Source organism: Rickettsia endosymbiont of Oedothorax gibbosus (assembly GCF_936269705.1).
Classification (GTDB): Bacteria; Pseudomonadota; Alphaproteobacteria; order Rickettsiales; family Rickettsiaceae; genus Tisiphia.
Genome location: NZ_OW370493.1, coordinates 71,025 through 92,059, shown reverse-complemented (window position 1 = coordinate 92,059; position 21,035 = coordinate 71,025). Strand labels below are relative to the sequence as shown.

The window sequence follows — 21,035 nt, the reverse complement described above, 5'->3', positions numbered from 1 at the left end:
TTTTATTTTATACTAAATCTAAAGGCCAAGCCTTGATGGTCTCACTAGTCAAACTAGTGGCTTACCTATCATTGAGTTATAAGGACTTCTCAAGTTGTGTCATTAATCTCTACAAACTCGCTGACGCCTGAGACCCCGATGGTTGAAAACTTTCGGATTTTCGCTAGTTTGACCTCTAGTTTTCTCTTGTCTACTGCGTTGTGTAGCACATCGACTTCCACTACCAATATCATTTCAGGGCTATCACGTTCACCATTTGGTTTCGGCTCGGATGTTTCGCTGTCTACGCTTTACTACTGTCGTTACCTTCAGCAGCACAAGACTCGCTATATGGTGGAGCTAGCTACTCCTTCCATAACAGGACTTTCACCCGTAAGATTAATGCACCTTATCTTGACGCACACACAAATTAAATGATTGACTCAACTAAGGTGGTCCCCTTTGTCTAGACAAAAATTTAGATAAATAGAGATATAATTCACAAAAATTAAATTGTTGTTTTTATACAATATTTTTTTCAAAATATACACATTCTGGAGTTTTATAATCCAAAGCTTGATGTATCCTTTGTCTATTATAAAAGTCCATATATTCGTTAATTGCTGTCTTTGCCTCCTTTACTGTTGTTAAAATAATCCGATAAATTTTTTCCTGTTTTAATGATCGCCAAAAACGTTCAATAAAAATATTATCTAAGGCTCGTCCCTTACCATCCATACTAATCAAGATATTATGTAGCTTTAGCATACTAATAAAATTCTCCGAGGTAAATTGTACTCCTTGATCAGTATTAAATATTTTTGGCATACCATATTTTTCTATAGCGTCTTCAAGGGCTGTTACACAAAATTCACTTTCCAAACTAATGGAGATTCGCCAACTTAGAATTATAATGGTTCCAATATTTTGGACAGAAAAATAAGAAAAATGAGATAGAATTCTTTAGCAAACAAGGAGAGCTAGAGATGAAAAAACAAGTAAGGCAATATAGTGCTGAGGAGAAAGCCAAAATTGTCATAGAAGCAATTAAGGGAGAGCTAACAATAGCCCAGATAACCAGTAAGTATGGTGTTCATGCAATACAGATCAGTAACTGGAAAAAACAAGGTCTTGAGTTGTTAGTCATAGTACCCTACAATTTTTGTAAAGATGGTATTAGGATAGAAAAAAGTTTTTGTTTGGGAGGTATTAATAATGTGGATATTAGCTGCGTTATGGCTGTTGTAGATTGATAAAAAGCATTTTTGATATGATCAAAGCCATAGGTAAATAATGAAAACAATTGTCTTTCAATGGTTTTGTACCGTTTTATTCGGATGGGATTTAAGGCATTTTGTATTATTCGGCTCTGTACAAATAAGTGTGTAAATTTTTCAAAGGTTATATAAAAATATAATATAACAAAAGGAGAAATTATAATGCGTCACAAACAAAATGAAGCAATGAATCAAGCAATAGATTTATTAATAAATAATGATACAGATATATCAACTTTATTTAAAGAGGATGGTTTATTAAAACAATTAACCAAAAGGCTTGTAGAGAAGGCATTGCAGTCAGAGATGAATAATCACTTAGGATATGATAAATATTGTCATACTGATAGCAATAATGTTCGTAATGGTAGTAAAGTAAAGAATCTAGTAACAAATAATGGAGTTGTAGAGATTGAGGTTCCAAGGGATAGAAGTAGTACATTTGAACCTGCATTAATTCCGAAGCGTCAAAGACGTATTGAAGGATTTGATGATAAAATAATATCGTTATACGCTAAAGGAATGAGCTTATCTGATATTAAGATTCAAATGCAAGAATTGTATGGAGCTGACGTTAGCGAAAGTTTGATAAGTCAAATTACTGATGATGTAATTGAGGATGTCAAGATATGGCAAAGCCGACCATTGGATCGAGTATATGCTATAGTATTTTTTGACTGTTTAGTAGTAAAAGTACGTCAAGATAAACGAATTATCAATAAGTCTGTATATGTAGCATTAGGTATTGATTTATCTGGAAGGAAGGATATTTTAGGATTGTGGAACAGTGAAAATGAAGGAGCTAAATTTTGGCTTGGTAATTTTACTGAGATGAAGAACAGAGGTATGCAAGACATGCTTATTGCTTGCAGTGATAATTTAACCGGTATGTCTGAGGCAATAGAAGCAGTTTTTCCGAAAACCGAACATCAATTATGTATTGTACATCAGATTAGAAATAGTTTAAAATATGTATCATATAAAGACCGAAAAGAATTAGCGGCTGATTTAAAGCCTATATATACTGCTAGCACAGAGGAAGAAGCACATCTTGCTTTAGAATCTTTTGAAGCTAAATGGAGTAAACAGTATCCACAAATTGCTAAATCTTGGTATGTTCATTGGGAAAATTTAATGGTTTTTCTAGAATACCCTGAGGCGATAAGGAAAGTAATATACACAACTAATAGTATAGAATCTGTCAATAGCCAATTACGTAAGGTTACTAAGAATAAAAGGGTTTTTCCAAATGATAATGCCGTTTTTAAGACCTTATATTTGGCAATTGATTATATGACCAAGAAATGGGTTATGCCGATTCCGAACTGGAACGCAGCTATGGCTCACTTTTTGATAAAATTTGAAGGTAGAATTTAAGCCCTATGAAAAATTTACACACTTAATTAGAAAGGCTCTATTATTCCATTTTGACTATTAAAGCTGAAGCAATAGCAGTTATCACTAATAATTTTTCAAATCTATCCAATTTTACAATGTGACTTTTTTCAATATCAAAACCACCGCTTTTTAGGTGCAAAAATAGTCGTTAACACTCCAACGAAATTTATATAAAGCAAAAATATCTTGCTCTATTTCAATTGAAGACACCAGAACCATCAGCTCGCTCTTATCATTTCTATATGCGGTAAAATTAACCTTTCTATTCCATAATATACCACTACAAGCCCTATACTCTAAGGCTTTAACATCACTAAATATTCTTTCAATGGTTAAAGTTCTTAAACCTTTTGTAAGACGAATTTTATGATCCATTTTTAATGGAATAACAAACTTTAGATGGTTATTTATCAGAAAGTCTAACCATTCTTTATTCATAAATTCTCTATCAGCAAGCAAATATTTTATTCTTTCAACGCCAAAATTATTAATAAATTTCTGTAAAAATTCCTTCATAAATTCTGCAGAACACCCGCCACCATGCGACAAAGTCTTCCAGAATATTGGCACCGATATTTTACCAATTACCATTACTAAAAATAAAATATTAATATCGGATTTACCAAATTTCCAACTTGTCCTATCCATTGCTACGACATAATTTTTTGAAGCAAAAAAGCTTAATAGCAAATAGCCAACCTTCATATAATCAAAATTAAAATCTTTTAAAAAACGATAAATTCTATGAGTTTTTGACGTCGCTTTAGCATCACCTAAAATACCAAGTGCTAAACCTTTTTGATAAATTGAGCTGCCCGTCAGCAAACTAATTACCATACCAACCAAACATTTTAATCTTGATTTATTTCCGTCTATATATAAAATCAATTCTTGAAGTATTATATTATGCATTTTGTTATAAAAATACCTACCTTATACTACTTCACACCACTCTAAATCAACCATTCTTCTTCATCTTCTCAAAATTGTAGGGTACTATAGTTGTTAGTACAAGGTTTTAAGAATAAAACACAGAGTGCTGATCCAAATCAGCAGGGGTTAATCAAGAATCTATATGAGCAAATTGGTCAGTTAAGCGTTGAGTGTGACTGGCTCAAAAAAAAATCTGCATTGTTTGGAATTAAAGGTTAGGTGTAATATGATAGAGCCTAATCATAATAAGTTAACAATTGTACAACAGTGTAAGTTATTGGATATTAGCAGGTCAACCTATTACTATCAACCTACTGGTATTAGTGAACAAGATATCAAGATTATGGCAATAATTGATGAGACCTATACTATGCATCCATATTATGGTATGCGGCGGATGGCTAAATATTTACAAGCCCAAGGTTTTTCGGTAGGTCGTAAAGCTGTTAGACGTTACTACAAGATAATGGGTCTTGAAGCTGTTTATCCTAAAATAAATTTAAGCAAGAGGAATCAAGTGCATAAAATATATCCTTATTTACTAAAAGGATTAGAAATAGTATTGCCAAACCAGGTTTGGAGTGCAGATATAACGTATATAAGACTGAGCCAAGGGTTCGTATATTTAGTAGCTATTATTGACTGGTATAGTCGTTATATTCTAAGTTGGCGAATCTCCATTAGTTTGGAAAGTGAATTTTGTGTAACAGCCCTTGAAGACGCTATAGAAAAATATGGTATGCCAAAAATATTTAATACTGATCAAGGAGTACAATTTACCTCGGAGAATTTTATTAGTATGCTAAAGCTACATAATATCTTGATTAGTATGGATGGTAAGGGACGAGCCTTAGATAATATTTTTATTGAACGTTTTTGGCGATCATTAAAACAGGAAAAAATTTATCGGATTATTTTAACAACAGTAAAGGAGGCAAAGACAGCAATTAACGAATATATGGACTTTTATAATAGACAAAGGATGCATCAAGCTTTGGATTATAAAACTCCAGAATGTGTATATTTTGAAAAAAATATTGTATAAAAACAACAATTTAATTTTTGTGAATTATATCTCTATTTATCTAAATTTTTGTCTAGACAAAGGGGACCACCTTAGTTGAACGACTATTTTTGCACCTAAAAAGCGGTGGTTTTGATATTGAAAAAAGTCACATTGTAAAATTGGATAGATTTGAAAAATTATTAGTGATAACTGCTATTGCTTCAGCTTTAATAGTCAAAAATGGAATAATACAAAATGCCTTAAATCCCATCCGAATAAAACGGTACAAAACCATTGAAAGACAATTGTTTTCATTATTTACCTATGGCTTTGATCATATCAAAAATGCTTTTTATCAATCTACAACAGCCATAACGCAGCTAATATCCACATTATTAATACCTCCCAAACAAAAACTTTTTTCTATCCTAATACCATCTTTACAAAAATTGTAGGGTACTATGCCCCTGCTTACGCAGGGGTGACACTAAGGTAAGCAGGGATGACAACCATGATCCTATATTTTATTCAAATCTGCAAAAAAACTTGATTATCGAGTTATAGCTGCTAACCCGATTAGTTTTTAAGATCAAAACAGTGTATCATATTCTTGGCAGCTTTTATGCCAGAATTTTTAGCATCTTTTGAATCGGAAGTTTCGCTATGAAAAACTATTTTACTACCATCAAAATTGGCAAGCATAAACTCCGTATGAATAACCTTATCACGTATACTCAAATCATTTGAGTATACATATGTTGAATAAGCAGCTATAGGGGTTTTACAATCTGCATCTAAATATTCTAAAAATGCTCTTCCCGCCTTCATTAGTTCCCATGTTTCAAGATGGTTAATTTTATTACATATCTCCTGCATTTTGTTATCATTTTTTCTTATCTCTACCGCTATAACTCCCTGCCCTACAGATGGCAACATCTCTTTTATATCTATTAAGTGGCAATATTTTTCATCAAATAGCCCCAATCTTTTCAAACCACTATAAGCGAGAATGGTCGCATCAACATCACCTTGCATTAATTTTTTTATTCTTGAATCAACATTTCCTCTAAAAGTAACAATTTGTAAATCAGGTCTTTTTCTTTGTATTAGGATTTTTCTACGTACTGAGGATGTACCAACTATGCTGGCAAAAGGCAATTCTTCTATTGATTTATAGTTCAAGCAGACAAATACATCTCGTGCATCTTCTCTCTCAAGTACAGCACATATCATCAATTCTGACGGTAATTTACAAGGTACATCTTTAAAGGAATGTACAGCTAAATCAATTTCTTCATTTATAAGAGCAGCTTCTATTTCTTTTAAGAATAAAGCCTTCCCACCTATATAATACAAATTTTTATCCTTAATCAAATCGCCAGATGTAACTATTGGAACTATTTCATAATTTATCTGTGGATAATGAATTTTAATTTGGTCAATTACTAAACCTGTCTGAATCAAAGCCAGAGTACTTCTTCTTGTACCTATTTTTATTACCTTCTTCATCGATGATTTATTGTCAGTATATTATATTAACTACAACTTCATCATTCTTTAAAACTTGATTTGTTGATGAAAATTCCTCAACAAATTCTATTTTATGAGAAGATGTAACATTTTTAAGGTCTATCGTTAAGTCATTAGGAAGTTTTTCTCCTATAATTTCTAGTACCTTAATATCAGATTTAACTGACAAATTCTTTTCTGCTTTAGCTTTTCTAACCAAATCTAGTACTTTAATAAGCCTATCAGGCTGAATTTGATCTACCGGGAAAGAGAAATTTTTGATTTGAGACCAATTACCTCGACTATGGATAGATTTTGTACTATATAATATTTGCCAAATTTCTTCTGTTATATGCGGTAAGAAAGGAGCTAATAATTTGAGTAAAATTTTTATCGAATAATATAAAGTGATTATAGCACTATACTGCCCTCTATTATCTGAGCCATCCATGTTATAAGCTCGGGTCTTAGTGATTTCAAGATAATTATCACAAAATACTGACCAAAAAAACTTTTCTATTAACTCCATAGCATCGGTATATTCATAATTGTGCATATCTGATTCAACTTTATCTACTAACTCAACTAGTTTTACTATTAACCATTGGTCAAACTTGTGACAAATTTTGCTTTCTATATCAGGAATTTGGACATTTTTATCTAATGTATCTAATTTGTCAAAATGAATAGCCGCAAATTTGCAAGCATTCCATAATTTATTAACAAGTCTCTTCCCATTTTTCATTACCTCTTCAGAGTAAACAGTATCCGCTCCAAGCCTAGATTTAGAAGTCCAATAACGCATTACATCAGCCCCATATTGCTCAAGTAATTTTTGTGGTACAATAATATTCCCTTTAGATTTTGACATTTTGCTACGATCAAATGCAAGGCACCACCCACTAATCATAATGTTTTTCCAAGGTAGGGTATTTTCATGCAATTGGGCTTTAAGTATTGTGTAAAAAGCCCATGTTCTAATAATTTCATGAGCTTGCGGACGCAAATCAGCTGGAAATAATTTGTGGTGACGCTCAGCATCTACGTTAAACTTTTCAGATATACCGTAACTACTTAATTGCGGTGAGATTGCACTAGTAGCCCAAGTATCCATAACATCATAATCTGGCTCTACCTCTTCTCGCGAATAGCCAATTGGTAAATCTTTGGTTGGGTCTACTGGCAGTTGTGTTATATCTGGAAATATAGCTTTGCCTACTTCTCCAACTCGTTTAGAATACCAAACAGGGAATGGCACGCCAAAATAGCGTTGACGACTTATACACCAATCCCATGATAGACCATTTATCCAGTTCTCAAGCCTAATTTTCATATTTTTGGGGTGCCAGTTAATTTCATTCGCTCGTTGCATTAAAACATCTTTATGTTTTATCGTGTGAACAAACCATTGCGGTATGGTAAGTATCTCTAGTGGAGCCCCTGAACGTTCAGCACATTTTACTGTCTGAGTAATTTCTACTTGTTTAACTAATAAATTTTTCTCTTTTAAGATTTCTATAATTTTACTTCTAGCATCTTTTATTTTTAAGCCATTTATCTGATTATAAGAAGATGAATTTGATAATTCGTCTGATAAATCTATGATACCTTTTTTATCTATAATAATTTTTATAGGTAAATTATGAACTCTCCACCAAGTTATATCGGTTACGTCACCAAAAGTACAACACATAACAAGCCCGGTTCCTTTATCTATTTGAACTAAATCATCTGCTAAAATAGGTACTTTAACATCAAATAGCGGTGTTAGGGCAAATTGACCTTGCAAATGTTTGTATCTATCATCATTTGGGTTATAAAATACCGCAACGCAAGCTGCTAACAATTCTGGTCTAGTAGTAGCAATAATAATCCTCTCACCCTTACTGGTCTGAAAAATTACATCATTCATCATTGAAGTTTTTTCTTGGTCTTCGATATCAGCTTGTGCTAAAGCCGTTTGATCAACTGGATCCCACAATATTGGTTGATTATTGCGGTAAACTTCCCCTTTATTGACTAAGTCTAAAAATGACATTTGTGATATTTTTTGTGATAATGGATTAATTGTCTGATATTCCAAATTCCAATCAACCGATAAAGCCATTTGATTAAATAATGAGCGAAATTTTTCTTCTTCAGAAATAACAACTTCTTTACATATTTCAATAAATTGCTCTCTTGCCATACTTGCTGCTTTTATCTGCTTTTGTTTTTCAACTAAACGTTCGGTAGGTAAACCATTATCATCAAAACCGATTGGATAAAAAATATTTTTACCTAACATCCGTTTGAAACGAACTATAAAATCAGCCTGGGTATAACTATAAACATGTCCTATATGCAGTTGCCCTGAGACTGTTGGTGGTGGAGTATCTACTACAAAACTATTTTCCCTTGTTTCATTTTTATCCCAAAGATAAATTTTTTGTTCTTGCCAAAATTTTTGCCATTTTCTTTCGCTTTCACTAAAGCTATAATCTTTTGGAAATTCTGTCATAATAAGACTATTATAATTAAATTAAACCAAGATATATCATAATTAATAGTAATGCCAAATAAATTTTTCCTAAGTCTCAGTTTAATGAGGCTGCAAAATCCTACTGGCTATCTATTAGTATTTTTCTCAGCATGCTTTGGGGTACTTCTTACCAATATTACAATATATAATTTAGTAAAATTATTACTATTATTCTTTATCGGAAGTGTCGTTACCAGAGGAGCTGGTAGCGTTCTTAACGATATTTTTGACAAAGATTTTGATAAATATGTGTTACGAACAAAAAATAGACCTTTGGCTAATGGCTCATTGAAAGTAAGTGACGCGATGATTTTGTTAATTATATTATCAATTATTTCCTTAGCCATTTTATTATCATTAAATAAAACAGCCATTTACTTAGGGTTTTTCTCCTGCATCATGATCATTTTATATCCACTAATGAAGAGAATTACTTTTTTCCCACAAATATTTCTAGGGCTAACATTTAATGGAGTCTTGATTGGTAATAGTGCAGTAATTGATAAAATATCACTAGAAGCTGTTATTATGTATATTGCCTGCTGTTTTTGGACTATTGGTTATGACATTATTTATGGCTTTATGGACATAGAGTACGATAAAAAGATTAATCTCAAATCAATGCCATTATTTTTAGAAAAGAAAAACTATAAACTGCATCTATATGTTTATTATACCATTTTCATAATATTATTCATAATTGCTAAAATTATAGCATCTCATCACCTTAACTATATAGCTATCCTTTGTGCTTATATGATGCTGATTTGGCAGGTAATAACATTAGAAATTTCAGACTCACAAAACTGTCTTACTAGATTTAAAAATAACAATTATGTCGGTTTGATTTTGCTCTTAGGTTCGTTAGACTTAACTATCTGAGTGTTCACGGTTTTTTCTTATGATGAATAAAAAATCTGATCGCCAAGCGTCATTGCGAGACCACGTAGTGGTCGTGGCAATCTATTATTCTTGGATTGCTTCGTCTACCTTACGGTCTCCTCGCAATGACGGTTGTGAGGTTAAATTGCTTCTAGGCTTACGCCTTCTCGCTAATAAACATCTTGTACTTTAACTTTTTTTCCCTGAACGCTCACAATTAATCTTGCTGTCAAAAATACCGTTATTAGTGCTTATTTACCCAAAGATTTCTGAGACTGAGAATGGGCTTGTTGTTCAATATTTGCAGCTCTTGATGTAACTTGTTGCTTAATACCAAGGTCTACTACATGCTCATACTTCATACCGTTATTTAACAATGTGTGACCAAGATGATTTACTAATTCTACATCCTCTTTAGAAAATTTATTAACAATTGATTCTGTAATTTCATATAAGAACTTCCACGATAGCTCAACCTTTTCTTTTAGAGTTAGCTTTTTGGTATTATCTGCTTTATTAAATGGTGCATTAAGCTCTTGTGCATTATTAGTATCCTTGATAAACATACTAACAGACGCATTCTTGCTCTTCTTATAAACAAAGAATATAATAAATACTACAAGTAGACCTACTGCAACGATTATCAAATTAGTATTTTGCATAAGATCCTCCATCTAAAATTAAATTAAAGGGCAATTTTGTTGTTGTTTTTGTCCTCGAAACCCGTAAACCATATATGGTTAACGTCATTTTGAGTAAAACTGTAGGTCGACGAAGCAATCCATAAAAGCAATCAAAAATGGATTGCTTCGTCGTCTCACGCCTCTTCGCAATGACGCCGGTTATTTTTTTACAACTTGTTAAACTGCCGTGATGACCTATAAAACCGCTTCCTCTTCTAACTTTCGACAGTTGTGATAACAACTCCTATAAATTTCCACATTAAAGAGTAATGCATAGCAACCTAAGATTTGTTTTTCCTTTTTGTAGCAATTGCACACTCATTAGCAATTTTAGAAGCAGCATCATTCATATGGGAGTTAACATCTTGCGTACCTGCAATTATTCCGCCTAACCTGGATATTGCATGAAGGTGGTATTTATAAAAATAAAATGGCAATATCGCTTATAAGTGGTCATGGATATGTTAATTTTCACTTAAATTATGTCTAGATATGCAATTCTTCCTGATTTAAGATAGAATCCCCCCTTACCCCCATTTTTTATTGTACCGGGGACAGTACCATATTAGCTTATTCTATAGCTAATTTTTTCATAACACTATCCCATATATGTTGGTAAGGATAAGATGAAGACAACAAGAATTTAATGCTCCTAGTATTTCTAATAATTACTGCTCCAATTTTGAACAATTTTAAACGCACCGTTCCTACCAAGGCTTTAGCTAATTCAGTACCTTGTAAAAACTTATCATGTATATATTCTACTAATGTATAGGCAAGGCTTGACAAAATTAGTCTGAGTTGATTAGCCCACCATTTATGGCATGAAGTGCGATCGGCAAATAGCTCTAACTGTTGCTCTTTTATACGATTTTCCATATCTCCACGTGCACAGTAATTTTTATCATATAAATCTTCTGGCTTACCTGCTAAATTAGTTACTATATATCTTGGATTCTCACCAAGGCTAGTTACTTCTGCTTTACCAACTATCTTACGATGACGACTCCAGCTATCAGCTTTATATTTAAATTCACTAAAAAAGCGTTGCTTCTCTTTGCTAATTGTGAAGGCTTCGTTAGATTGTTGCATCAATGGCTCAAGCAGCTTGTTGAGTCTAGTATTTTGGGCTATTCCGACTATATATTTTACATTATTTTCATCACACCAATCCAGCATCTGATGACGACAAAATCCACCATCACCACGAAAAATAATCTCTACTTCAGGCCACGATTGACAAAAACGCTTGACTAATAGAGATAATATTGCCCAGCTATGCTTTGCTTGTTCTAGCTTTGAGCTGCGAAGATTGCTTACTAACAGCTTTTTTCCACAAAAAACATATAAAGGTAGAAAGCAATTATGACGATAATATCCATGATAAAACTTCCCCTCTTGATTGCCATAAATTTCATCATCAGTGGCATCAAAATCAAGTATTAATTGTTTCGGCACGGTTTTATGAGATTCGACAAACTTGTCAATCATCACCTTATGAGCTTTAAGAGCAAATCCACGATCTGCTTTATTTTCTAAACGGCATAAAGTAGAGCTACTAGCCATATCGTCCAGTGTGTCTATACTTGTTTGCAAAGCTGGACATTTTCTTAAATTATCGTGATCATTTAAATCTTCATAACCAAGAGCAATACCATAAATACGCTGTTTGAGCATTGTTAAAATAGTATGAGTAATTTTATCAGAATCTCGCTTATCAGGAAAAATCTTAGCCAGTTCATTAGTTAGACCAAGTCTTTTATCTGCTTCTCTTAGCAATAATACACCTCCATCGCTACTAATATTACCTCCTGTGAAATTTATTTCTATTTGACGATTTTTTACTTTCGATTGGTAAATTAATCCTGTACAATTTGTCATGGCAAAACCCTCTATGTAATCTTCTTTTAACACTGATATTATATAGTATTACAAGGGTTTTGTCTCTATTCTTTCATGCAATATTCAGGCTAATGCCCAACTCCTTTTATTAACATCTATATTACCTAATAATTGGTTTGTTTCATTATCCCTTATATTAATTTCTGCATCAAAATAAGATCTTCCAGCGAATCCGACTAATGTACGAGCAACAACATTACCTTCATTATATTTGGTAATTTTTCCCTCAATAACTATAGCAGTATCTGTAGAATCAGTATTCCGTTCAACTTTATCGAATAGCTTAGTAGATTTAATTGAGCTTGCTATAATATCAGCAAACTTCTTACCTTCTGATATGATATGCGGATCATCCGAGGACTTACTACTACCATCCTTAAAATCCTTAACAATTACGTAGTTATATCTACTAAAATCAGGTAATTTAGCTGATTCTTTAGTGCTGCGTAAACTTGACGTACTACCACAAGATGATAGCATTATTGTCATAATTAAAACCATAATATTTTTCATAATTACCTTAATCTCCATATACAGAATTTTTTGTGAAGCTAGATTGCCAAAAACCTTAATCAGCAACTATAAAACCTCTAACCTTGCTTAGCTTTAAACCTTTTAATTTTCTTGTTTATTACAAGAATTTTACCTTTTCTTTTTACAACCTGGCAATCTTTATCTCTTTTCTTTAGAGATTTTAACGAACTTACAACTTTCATATAAAATTTATCCTTTGATATTATTTAACAAAAACTTTAAAAGTGGTAAATCAACTTTCAAATTTCTGCTATCTTAAATTAAAAACAGCAATAGTACTACCTTCCTCAATTTTGTCAACAAAATTTTTCATAGAAGCTGTTTATGCTTATGGTAAGAATCTTGACAAGTAATGATATTATTTTGATAATGACTCCTTTTATAATTATAAAAGGTAAATTGTGATACACAGAATAATTTTTGCTATTATAACCTGAGTTTGACGTAAGCACCAAACAAAATGCTAAGCATTATGTAATAACATAAACAAACTGTTGGTGGTGAGCTATGGTAAAAATAAAACCTTCTTTCAAACTAGTGTGTTAGGAGAAAGAATATTTGAAAAGTAAGAAGGGAGGGATTATAAAGTTCTCGAATAATAACAACAAAATTGGAGAATATATTATGATCCCTCTTACGGAGATTTTCTGCTTAATTGATGATTTTTGCAAGCATTTTGATACGGAGCAAAATAAATATATATTACCAAATCCTAACCGTAAGCGTAAAGTAGTTTGCAGTATAGGACTCTCAGAGATTATTACTATTATAACCTCAGTTTGATGTAAGAGGAAGGTTGAGATTGTTTAATTTTCCAAAAGCTACAGAAATTTTATTAGGCTTAAAAACATAGGCAAGCAGTCCAGATAATACGTTAGTTTGAAAATTCATAACAGATCTATGCCTTGTATGGTCTATATGACAAAGGTTTTTTAGTTGATCGTTAATGGTTTCAATAATATACCTTTTATTTAAAAACCGCTTTTTAATAGGATCTATTATTCTTTCTTTCATATTACTTTTAATTTTTGTTATTAGTTCTAAACCTTGATTAGCAAGGGATTGAGTGAGTTTTTTCATAGCAATTATCTTTTATCTAAATTTTCAAAAAAATATTTATCTAAATAATAAAACAACGTTTTTGTTGAATAAGTTTATGGCAAACTTCAAGTAGCTTACGCATACAAGCAACTATCGCAACTTTCTTAGGTTTAAAATTATTAACAAGCCTATTGTATAAAGTTTTTAAATATTGAAAACCATTTTTGCCAGTTAATACCGCCATGTATAAAGCATCCCGTGGTATTTTTCTGCCTCCCCTAATAAATCTTCGTCCTTGCTTATTACCACTATCACGGGCGTACGGAGCTATCCCCACAATTGCTGACAATTCATTACTACTATAATTTTTATCCCCTAATTCAGGTACAAAACTAATTAGTTTTGTAGCCAAACATTTACCAATACCAGGTACAGTCTCTAATATTTTTACCTTCTCTTTTAACTCTTCTGACTCATCTATTGTTTTGTTTAACTTCTTATCAAGCTCAGCTATTTCATTTTGTAAGAATTTAATGTGTTTTTCTATACTATCTTTATCAATACCATCAATACTATGATGTAGTCTTTTCTTTTCATTGCTAAGCATTAATACTAAATCTTCTCGTCTTTGCTGATATCTCTTCAAATTCTCTGATTCAACTTGATATATATAATTCGCTGAAAGCTGCATCTTATCACTATAATATGCTAATTTAAATGCATCCTTCCTATCAGTTTTACACAAATTTACCGATTTACTAAAAGAATTAAAACTATATGTATTGACCTTATGTATTTGTTGCTTATTATTATACAGCTTTTGACAAATCTCAGCTTCGTATCCTCCAGTGGGTTCACATATTATTAGCTTAATCTCTTGCTCTTTTGCTAATTTAATCACCTCTTCATGACCAGCTGCATCATTGGCAAAACGATGATATTTAGGTTTATCGCTTGTATTATATACACATATATCAAGCCATTGTTTACTTACATCTAGACCTATTATTTTACTCATGATATAATCTCCTTCGTCTTATTGTGCAAGGCTGCTACTTCCAACACCTTCTGCAATTTGTTCAAAGCAAACTTTGTAAGAGGGTACTTATTCTATGCTCGATTATCTCAATCAAGTACCCCTCAAATCACCCTCTTACCATTACTTATATCATAATTTAAAGATATAAGTACCCTACAATTTTTGTAAAGATGGTATTAGGATAGAAAAAAGTTTTTGTTTGGGAGGTATTAATAATGTGGATATTAGCTGCGTTATGGCTGTTGTAGATTGATAAAAAGCATTTTTGATATGATCAAAGCCATAGGTAAATAATGAAAACAATTGTCTTTCAATGGTTTTGTACCGTTTTATTCGGATGGGATTTAAGGCATTTTGTATTATTCCATTTTTGACTATTAAAGCTGAAGCAATAGCAGTTATCACTAATAATTTTTCAAATCTATCCAATTTTACAATGTGACTTTTTTCAATATCAAAACCACCGCTTTTTAGGTGCAAAAATAGTCGTTCAACACTCCAACGAAATTTATATAAAGCAAAAATATCTTGCTCTATTTCAATTGAAGACACCAGAACCATCAGCTCGCTCTTATCATTTCTATATGCGGTAAAATTAACCTTTCTATTCCATAATATACCACTACAAGCCCTATACTCTAAGGCTTTAACATCACTAAATATTCTTTCAATGGTTAAAGTTCTTAAACCTTTTGTAAGACGAATTTTATGATCCATTTTTAATGGAATAACAAACTTTAGATGGTTATTTATCAGAAAGTCTAACCATTCTTTATTCATAAATTCTCTATCAGCAAGCAAATATTTTATTGTCCCAAAATTTGGTTAAAACCTCCGGCTTCAGCCGGAAAAGACTTCAGTCCTTGTTCTAAAATATTTCAATTTACTAATGTTATCATATATATTATTCTCTGAATAGAGAATAATATATATGACTGATTATAGTAAGTCTAGCCACACCGTATTTTACCACCGCTTCCATATCGTTTGGATTACTAAGTATCGATACAAAGTACTCACAGGTAACCTCAGGATTAGAATTAGAGAAATTATTGCTCAGGTAGCAGAATATCTTGGTATCAAAATCATCAATGGAATATTATCTGCCGATCATGTCCATATTATGGCTGAAATTCCACCTCATATATCCATTAGTCAGTTTGTTAAAGCAGCTAAAGGACGTTCATCATATAAAATTCAGCAAGAATTTCCTGAAATTAGAAAAACTTACTGGGGACGCCACTTTTGGGCTAGGGGCTTCTTTAGCTCAACCAGTGGTAATGTCACTGATGATATAATCAATAACTACATTAACAATCATTCAGATGCACATCAGCCTAATAATGTAATGAATATCTCTTTAGAGTAAATCCGTGACTTCTAGTCGCAACTTCAACCTACCAGCTTCAGCTGGTTAGTTATTGAGTCTTTCAACGCCAAAATTATTAATAAATTTCTGTAAAAATTCCTTCATAAATTCTGCAGAACACCCGCCACCATGCGACAAAGTCTTCCAGAATATTGGCACCGATATTTTACCAATTACCATTACTAAAAATAAAATATTAATATCGGATTTACCAAATTTCCAACTTGTCCTATCCATTGCTACGACATAATTTTTTGAAGCAAAAAAGCTTAATAGCAAATAGCCAACCTTCATATAATCAAAATTAAAATCTTTTAAAAAACGATAAATTCTATGAGTTTTTGACGTCGCTTTAGCATCACCTAAAATACCAAGTGCTAAACCTTTTTGATAAATTGAGCTGCCCGTCAGCAAACTAATTACCATACCAACCAAACATTTTAATCTTGATTTATTTCCGTCTATATATAAAATCAATTCTTGAAGTATTATATTATGCATTTTGTTATAAAAATACCTACCTTATACTACTTCACACCACTCTAAATCAACCATTCTTCTTCATCTTCTCAAAATTGTAGGGTACTATACTCTCAGTCACTTATTCAATTTATTATTTTAACCCTCCTGTAAAATCTGTGGGATACTTATATCTTTAAATTATGATATAAGTAATGGTAAGAGGGTGATTTGAGGGGTACTTGATTGAGATAATCGAGCATAGAATAAGTACCCTCTTACAAAGTTTGCTTTGAACAAATTGCAGAAGGTGTTGGAAGTAGCAGCCTTGCACAATAAGACGAAGGAGATTATATCATGAGTAAAATAATAGGTCTAGATGTAAGTAAACAATGGCTTGATATATGTGTATATAATACAAGCGATAAACCTAAATATCATCGTTTTGCCAATGATGCAGCTGGTCATGAAGAGGTGATTAAATTAGCAAAAGAGCAAGAGATTAAGCTAATAATATGTGAACCCACTGGAGGATACGAAGCTGAGATTTGTCAAAAGCTGTATAATAATAAGCAACAAATACATAAGGTCAATACATATAGTTTTAATTCTTTTAGTAAATCGGTAAATTTGTGTAAAACTGATAGGAAGGATGCATTTAAATTAGCATATTATGGTGATAAGATGCAGCTTTCAGCGAATTATATATATCAAGTTGAATCAGAGAATTTGAAGAGATATAAGCAAAGACGAGAAGATTTAGTATTAATGCTTAGCAATGAAAAGAAAAGACTACATCATAGTATTGATGGTATTGATAAAGATAGTATAGAAAAACACATTAAATTCTTACAAAATGAAATGGCTGAGCTTGATAAGAAGTTAAACAAAACAATAGATGAGTCAGAAGAGTTAAAAGAGAAGGTAAAAATATTAGAGACTGTACCTGGTATTGGTAAATGTTTGGCTACAAAACTAATTAGTTTTGTACCTGAATTAGGGGATAAAAATTATAGTAGTAATGAATTGTCAGCAATTGTGGGGATAGCTCCGTACGCCCGTGATAGTGGTAATAAGCAAGGACGAAGATTTATTAGGGGAGGCAGAAAAATACCACGGGATGCTTTATACATGGCGGTATTAACTGGCAAAAATGGTTTTCAATATTTAAAAACTTTATACAATAGGCTTGTTAATAATTTTAAACCTAAGAAAGTTGCGATAGTTGCTTGTATGCGTAAGCTACTTGAAGTTTGCCATAAACTTATTCAACAAAAACGTTGTTTTATTATTTAGATAAATATTTTTTTGAAAATTTAGATAAAAGATAATTGCTATGAGCAAAAAGAGGTAAGACTTCCACTGGGTGGTTCTTTGGTTGTAAGCTACATATTGTCATTAACAGTTGCGGAGAGATTATGAGTTTTTCTTTAACTCCAGGAAATGTTGATGATAGAGCAGTGGTGGAAAATTTAGTAGATAAATTATAAGGCTGGCTTTTTGGTGATCGTGGGTATATCAGTAAAAAACTCACTCAATCCCTTGCTAATCAAGGTTTAGAACTAATAACAAAAATTAAAAGTAATATGAAAGAAAGAATAATAGATCCTATTAAAAAGCGGTTTTTAAATAAAAGGTATATTATTGAAACCATTAACGATCAACTAAAAAACCTTTGTCATATAGACCATACAAGGCATAGATCTGTTATGAATTTTCAAACTAACGTATTATCTGGACTGCTTGCCTATGTTTTTAAGCCTAATAAAATTTCTGTAGCTTTTGGAAAATTAAACAATCTCAACCTTCCTCTTACATCAAACTGAGGTTATTATAATAAATTATATTATTTGTTTATCTTCCTATGCTGAACAAGTTCTTCATACAGTATGGGGTGATTTTATAGTTAATGATCCGATAATAGAGGAATTAATACAAAGCAAAGCTATGCAAAGAATAAAAGAAATTGATCAATCTGGTCCACCCCCTTATTTGGAATTAATGCCATTTTTTAGTCGCTATGATCACAGTATAGGAGTATTTGTTTTATTACAAAAAGCAGGAGTGCCAAAAATTGAACAAATAGCCGGCTTGTTACATGATGTTTCTCATACTGTTTTTTCTCATTTAGGAGATAATTTATTTTATCAACCAAACAGCAGACGTTCTTATCAGGATACTATCCATTTATGGTTTCTAAAGAAAATGGATATTGAAAAAATTATCAGTAAATATAACATTTCTATTAGTGAACTAGACCCTGATAATCCCAAATACGTAGAATTAGAATCCCCCTTGCCTTCACTTTGTGCAGATCGAATACAATATAATATTCACACAGGAGTTATTCTTAAAAAAATTTCAGAAATTGAAGCAAAGGAAATGGTCGAAAATTTACAATTTAAACATAATACATGGTTCTTTACAGATCCTGTGCTTGCTAAACAATTTGCTATGCTTTCTTTAGATTTTACTTGGGAATTTTGGGGTGGCGAATGGAATGCTGTAGTATATGACTGCTTCGTTAAGATATTAAAACGTGCTGTAGATATAAATCTTATCACTAAAGATGAATTACATTTTGGTATAGATAAGCAAGTTTTAACAAAGCTTCAAATGAGTAAAGATGTTAAGTTACGAAAATTATTTAAGGAATATTCTCATAAAGTTAGAACATTTTCAATAGTGGAATTTGGCAAAGGGCAAATAAACATTAAACCAAAATTTAGAGGTATAGACCCTACAGTATATTATGATGGAAGATATCAACTATTATCAAAGATAGATAAAATTTTTAATCATAAGTTTAATCTGGTTAAAGAGTGGTGCCAAAAAGGTTATGGAATTAGTTATAGTAATAAAGCTCCTAATAAGATAGTCCTACCTTATATAGTCAATTGATGAGAAGTTGGTGATGTCGTCACTCAATGCTTACCCATTACTTATATAGTCAATTAGAATTTGGGGCTAGGAACGACGAGCGACGACGTCCCCAACTTCTCATCAATTAACTATACTTACCCCCTACCGCCGCTGGGTCCTCTTGGTTTAAGGTTTGTTTTAAAATTTATCACAGGGGTTTCTATTGGTTTTTTATGGGTAGAATCTTCCTTAATTGTAACTTTCCTTAACCCTTGTCCCGCTTTCATGATGTCATCCTTATCAACAGCAAATTGAATAGGCTTTGCTTGTCCCTTTGGTTCTACGGTTGGGGATTTTACTACTGGTTTAGGCGACTGAATACCAGGAAGTCCAGGTATAGGTGGGGGAGGGGGAGGAGGTGGTGGTATTGGAACTCCAACATCATTAAACTCAACTTTAGGAGGAGCAGGTTTTGCACTTGCTGCTTGCTTTTCTGCTTCGGCTTTTAGTGCCGCTGCTATTCTTGGAGCATCTATTACATCTTGTTTAGCCTGGCGTACTGCTTCTTCTTTTCTAGCCTCTTCAAATCTAGCTTGGTCTGCAAGCCATGCTTTAGGTAGTTCTTTGCCACCTTGAACTTCACCAGCTCCTCTCCGTGCTGCAAGCCTTTTTCCCAATTCACCCATCAAACTATTGCTTGTTGAACCTACAGCTATTTCCTCTAATGGTCGATCTGCTGCACTCTTTAACTTAATCCCTTCTCTTATGGCTGCCAAATGATTTGCCATATCGACATTTGCTACCGGTGTCACTTTTGTATTAAGATTAGGCGGTGGTGGTGGCGGTGGCGGTGGCGGTGGGGGCGGTGGAACAGCTAGAACATTATTAACTGTTACCTGCACTGGTGGTGGCATAACTGTTGGAGTACTAGTTGTTACCTGTGTTGGCGGCATAGCTGGAGTATTACTCACTACAGCTTGTGCTGGCACAACATCTTGTATAGAGTGAGTTACTTCTGGTACTGCTAACGGGGCTGTTTTAGCTCGAGGTTTAGGAATTGGTCTCACAGAAGATTGTTCCGGGACTTCTTGTGCTGCAATAGTTGTGGCTATTTGCTTTTCTACAACTTGCTCCTTGGCAACTTGTTCTTGTATAACCTCAGCTCCTTTAACAAACTCTTCTGTTGCTTGCTGTAATTTTTCTTGGTGTTTTTTACTAAATGGAGATTTTAAAAAGTTAATGAGAGGAGTAAGCCATGAGTCAAACCATGCCTTTATCTGAGCTCCAATTGATGAACGACTTTTAATACTCTCAGCTTTTTCCTCTAACCCCTTTATATCGTTATCTGTTATATTTTGCAGTGAGTTCCTTTTTTCCAAAATATTCACCACCTCAACTAGAACTCCAGCTATATGCTCTAAATCTTGTTTCGCAGGAGAAAGAGCTGATAAATCATTATTTACTGCAATTACAGCTTCAGCCACCTTATCCACAGCTTCATTGGCAACAGCTAAGCCTTCGTTATTATCTTCATTACCACTTTTCATACAATGCTCATAAATTAATTTATACTCTTATACCCAATTATACAATATAACCTTATTAATCCAACTAAGTCAAGTATTCGGCTAAAAAAAGTTA

At 32.6% G+C, this 21,035-nt stretch carries 21 protein-coding genes and 3 pseudogenes; 11 read left to right on the top strand and 13 right to left on the bottom strand.

Annotated elements, in window-relative coordinates; genetic code table 11:
• Positions 1 to 501: 501 nt before the first annotated feature.
• Complete coding sequence (locus NBW66_RS00495; protein ID WP_348539296.1) at positions 502 to 888, bottom strand: integrase core domain-containing protein; 387 nt, start codon at positions 886 to 888, stop codon at positions 502 to 504.
• A gap of 77 nt (positions 889 to 965) precedes the next feature.
• Between NBW66_RS00495 and NBW66_RS00490 the strand changes: the two genes are divergently transcribed.
• Both NBW66_RS00490 and NBW66_RS00485 read left to right on the top strand, forming a co-directional pair.
• Entirely contained in the window at positions 966 to 1,232 is a 267-nt protein-coding gene (locus NBW66_RS00490) for a transposase (protein ID WP_250311425.1), read from the top strand.
• A 186-nt stretch (positions 1,233 to 1,418) separates the two neighbouring features.
• Positions 1,419 to 2,633: an IS256 family transposase gene (locus NBW66_RS00485; protein WP_250310568.1), complete on the top strand. Its 1,215-nt coding sequence runs from the start codon at positions 1,419 to 1,421 to the stop codon at positions 2,631 to 2,633.
• Positions 2,634 to 2,783: 150 nt separating this feature from the next.
• Here the strand turns inward: NBW66_RS00485 and NBW66_RS00480 are convergent, their stop codons facing one another.
• The gene (locus tag NBW66_RS00480) at positions 2,784 to 3,566 is read right to left on the bottom strand and encodes a transposase (protein WP_250310771.1); all 783 of its coding nucleotides are present in this window, start codon (positions 3,564 to 3,566) and stop codon (positions 2,784 to 2,786) included.
• A 90-nt stretch (positions 3,567 to 3,656) separates the two neighbouring features.
• Between NBW66_RS00480 and NBW66_RS00475 the strand changes: the two genes are divergently transcribed.
• The 3 genes from NBW66_RS00475 to NBW66_RS00465 all read left to right on the top strand — a co-directional run bounded on the left by NBW66_RS00475 (position 3,657) and on the right by NBW66_RS00465 (position 5,048).
• Positions 3,657 to 3,806 (top strand): hypothetical protein, encoded by a 150-nt coding sequence (locus NBW66_RS00475; RefSeq protein ID WP_250310770.1) that lies wholly within the window; start codon positions 3,657 to 3,659, stop codon positions 3,804 to 3,806.
• A gap of 7 nt (positions 3,807 to 3,813) precedes the next feature.
• Positions 3,814 to 4,632, top strand: a complete 819-nt coding sequence (locus NBW66_RS00470) for an IS3 family transposase (RefSeq protein ID WP_250310686.1) — start codon at positions 3,814 to 3,816, stop codon at positions 4,630 to 4,632.
• Between the two features lie 89 nt (positions 4,633 to 4,721).
• A complete protein-coding gene (locus NBW66_RS00465; protein ID WP_250310575.1) occupies positions 4,722 to 5,048 on the top strand; it encodes a hypothetical protein in 327 nt (108 codons plus the stop codon).
• Positions 5,049 to 5,169: 121 nt separating this feature from the next.
• On the opposite strand, the gene hemC is transcribed toward NBW66_RS00465, so the two are convergent.
• Together hemC and NBW66_RS00455 are read right to left on the bottom strand one after the other, a co-directional pair.
• Positions 5,170 to 6,102: a hydroxymethylbilane synthase gene (gene hemC, locus NBW66_RS00460; protein ID WP_250311424.1), complete on the bottom strand. Its 933-nt coding sequence runs from the start codon at positions 6,100 to 6,102 to the stop codon at positions 5,170 to 5,172.
• A gap of 13 nt (positions 6,103 to 6,115) precedes the next feature.
• Entirely contained in the window at positions 6,116 to 8,602 is a 2,487-nt protein-coding gene (locus NBW66_RS00455; RefSeq protein ID WP_250311423.1) for a valine--tRNA ligase, read from the bottom strand.
• Positions 8,603 to 8,647: 45 nt separating this feature from the next.
• On the opposite strand from NBW66_RS00455, the gene ubiA reads away from it, so the two are divergent.
• The gene (gene ubiA, locus NBW66_RS00450; protein WP_250312219.1) at positions 8,648 to 9,505 is read left to right on the top strand and encodes a 4-hydroxybenzoate octaprenyltransferase; all 858 of its coding nucleotides are present in this window, start codon (positions 8,648 to 8,650) and stop codon (positions 9,503 to 9,505) included.
• A 251-nt stretch (positions 9,506 to 9,756) separates the two neighbouring features.
• Here the strand turns inward: ubiA and NBW66_RS00445 are convergent, their stop codons facing one another.
• The 4 genes from NBW66_RS00445 to ykgO form a co-directional block, all read right to left on the bottom strand.
• Positions 9,757 to 10,167 carry a DUF2660 domain-containing protein gene (locus NBW66_RS00445; protein ID WP_250311422.1) on the bottom strand — a complete coding sequence of 137 codons (411 nt, stop codon included), beginning with the start codon at positions 10,165 to 10,167 and terminating at the stop codon, positions 9,757 to 9,759.
• Between the two features lie 591 nt (positions 10,168 to 10,758).
• Positions 10,759 to 12,069, bottom strand: a complete 1,311-nt coding sequence (locus NBW66_RS00440) for an IS1380 family transposase (RefSeq protein WP_250312218.1) — start codon at positions 12,067 to 12,069, stop codon at positions 10,759 to 10,761.
• A gap of 84 nt (positions 12,070 to 12,153) precedes the next feature.
• On the bottom strand, positions 12,154 to 12,603 hold the full coding sequence (locus NBW66_RS00435; protein ID WP_250311421.1) for a DUF4410 domain-containing protein: 450 nt from the start codon (positions 12,601 to 12,603) through the stop codon (positions 12,154 to 12,156).
• Positions 12,604 to 12,680: 77 nt separating this feature from the next.
• On the bottom strand, positions 12,681 to 12,806 hold the full coding sequence (gene ykgO, locus NBW66_RS00430) for a type B 50S ribosomal protein L36 (protein ID WP_094648811.1): 126 nt from the start codon (positions 12,804 to 12,806) through the stop codon (positions 12,681 to 12,683).
• Between the two features lie 442 nt (positions 12,807 to 13,248).
• Here ykgO and NBW66_RS00425 point away from each other — a divergent pair.
• Positions 13,249 to 13,395: pseudogene (locus NBW66_RS00425) on the top strand (IS982 family transposase); the annotation flags it as partial.
• A 3-nt stretch (positions 13,396 to 13,398) separates the two neighbouring features.
• On the opposite strand, the pseudogene NBW66_RS00420 reads toward NBW66_RS00425, so the two are convergent.
• The 3 genes and pseudogenes from NBW66_RS00420 to NBW66_RS00410 form a co-directional block, all read right to left on the bottom strand.
• A pseudogene (locus NBW66_RS00420) lies at positions 13,399 to 13,701 on the bottom strand (transposase); the annotation flags it as partial.
• A 43-nt stretch (positions 13,702 to 13,744) separates the two neighbouring features.
• Positions 13,745 to 14,683 (bottom strand): IS110 family RNA-guided transposase, encoded by a 939-nt coding sequence (locus tag NBW66_RS00415; RefSeq protein ID WP_250311418.1) that lies wholly within the window; start codon positions 14,681 to 14,683, stop codon positions 13,745 to 13,747.
• A 174-nt stretch (positions 14,684 to 14,857) separates the two neighbouring features.
• The gene (locus NBW66_RS00410) at positions 14,858 to 15,505 is read right to left on the bottom strand and encodes a transposase (protein ID WP_284346684.1); all 648 of its coding nucleotides are present in this window, start codon (positions 15,503 to 15,505) and stop codon (positions 14,858 to 14,860) included.
• Positions 15,506 to 15,635: 130 nt separating this feature from the next.
• On the opposite strand from NBW66_RS00410, the gene tnpA reads away from it, so the two are divergent.
• Positions 15,636 to 16,073: an IS200/IS605 family transposase gene (tnpA, locus tag NBW66_RS00405; protein ID WP_250310592.1), complete on the top strand. Its 438-nt coding sequence runs from the start codon at positions 15,636 to 15,638 to the stop codon at positions 16,071 to 16,073.
• Positions 16,074 to 16,118: 45 nt separating this feature from the next.
• On the opposite strand, the gene NBW66_RS00400 is transcribed toward tnpA, so the two are convergent.
• On the bottom strand, positions 16,119 to 16,574 hold the full coding sequence (locus tag NBW66_RS00400) for a hypothetical protein (RefSeq protein WP_250311016.1): 456 nt from the start codon (positions 16,572 to 16,574) through the stop codon (positions 16,119 to 16,121).
• Between the two features lie 315 nt (positions 16,575 to 16,889).
• Between NBW66_RS00400 and NBW66_RS00395 the strand changes: the two genes are divergently transcribed.
• The 3 genes and pseudogenes from NBW66_RS00395 (at position 16,890) to NBW66_RS00385 (ending at position 19,433) form a co-directional block, all read left to right on the top strand.
• Complete coding sequence (locus tag NBW66_RS00395) at positions 16,890 to 17,828, top strand: IS110 family RNA-guided transposase (protein WP_250311417.1); 939 nt, start codon at positions 16,890 to 16,892, stop codon at positions 17,826 to 17,828.
• A gap of 44 nt (positions 17,829 to 17,872) precedes the next feature.
• Positions 17,873 to 18,358 (top strand): annotated as a pseudogene (locus NBW66_RS00390) (IS982 family transposase); the annotation flags it as partial.
• A gap of 121 nt (positions 18,359 to 18,479) precedes the next feature.
• On the top strand, positions 18,480 to 19,433 hold the full coding sequence (locus tag NBW66_RS00385; protein ID WP_250311416.1) for an HD domain-containing protein: 954 nt from the start codon (positions 18,480 to 18,482) through the stop codon (positions 19,431 to 19,433).
• 116 nt (positions 19,434 to 19,549) lie between these two features.
• On the opposite strand, the gene NBW66_RS00380 is transcribed toward NBW66_RS00385, so the two are convergent.
• Positions 19,550 to 20,941, bottom strand: a complete 1,392-nt coding sequence (locus NBW66_RS00380; protein ID WP_250311415.1) for a hypothetical protein — start codon at positions 20,939 to 20,941, stop codon at positions 19,550 to 19,552.
• Between the last annotated feature and the right edge of the window lie 94 nt (positions 20,942 to 21,035).

Coding starts and splice junctions, on each gene's coding strand:
- NBW66_RS00490 (WP_250311425.1), top strand. CDS start 966: ATGAAAAAACAAGTAAGGCAATATAGTGCTGAGGAGAAAGCCAAAATT.
- NBW66_RS00485 (WP_250310568.1), top strand. CDS start 1,419: ATGCGTCACAAACAAAATGAAGCAATGAATCAAGCAATAGATTTATTA.
- NBW66_RS00480 (WP_250310771.1), bottom strand. CDS start 3,566: ATGCATAATATAATACTTCAAGAATTGATTTTATATATAGACGGAAAT.
- NBW66_RS00470 (WP_250310686.1), top strand. CDS start 3,814: ATGATAGAGCCTAATCATAATAAGTTAACAATTGTACAACAGTGTAAG.
- hemC (WP_250311424.1), bottom strand. CDS start 6,102: ATGAAGAAGGTAATAAAAATAGGTACAAGAAGAAGTACTCTGGCTTTG.
- NBW66_RS00455 (WP_250311423.1), bottom strand. CDS start 8,602: ATGACAGAATTTCCAAAAGATTATAGCTTTAGTGAAAGCGAAAGAAAA.
- NBW66_RS00445 (WP_250311422.1), bottom strand. CDS start 10,167: ATGCAAAATACTAATTTGATAATCGTTGCAGTAGGTCTACTTGTAGTA.
- NBW66_RS00440 (WP_250312218.1), bottom strand. CDS start 12,069: ATGACAAATTGTACAGGATTAATTTACCAATCGAAAGTAAAAAATCGT.
- NBW66_RS00435 (WP_250311421.1), bottom strand. CDS start 12,603: ATGAAAAATATTATGGTTTTAATTATGACAATAATGCTATCATCTTGT.
- ykgO (WP_094648811.1), bottom strand. CDS start 12,806: ATGAAAGTTGTAAGTTCGTTAAAATCTCTAAAGAAAAGAGATAAAGAT.
- NBW66_RS00415 (WP_250311418.1), bottom strand. CDS start 14,683: ATGAGTAAAATAATAGGTCTAGATGTAAGTAAACAATGGCTTGATATA.
- tnpA (WP_250310592.1), top strand. CDS start 15,636: ATGACTGATTATAGTAAGTCTAGCCACACCGTATTTTACCACCGCTTC.
- NBW66_RS00400 (WP_250311016.1), bottom strand. CDS start 16,574: ATGCATAATATAATACTTCAAGAATTGATTTTATATATAGACGGAAAT.
- NBW66_RS00395 (WP_250311417.1), top strand. CDS start 16,890: ATGAGTAAAATAATAGGTCTAGATGTAAGTAAACAATGGCTTGATATA.
- NBW66_RS00385 (WP_250311416.1), top strand. CDS start 18,480: ATGCAAAGAATAAAAGAAATTGATCAATCTGGTCCACCCCCTTATTTG.
- NBW66_RS00380 (WP_250311415.1), bottom strand. CDS start 20,941: ATGAAAAGTGGTAATGAAGATAATAACGAAGGCTTAGCTGTTGCCAAT.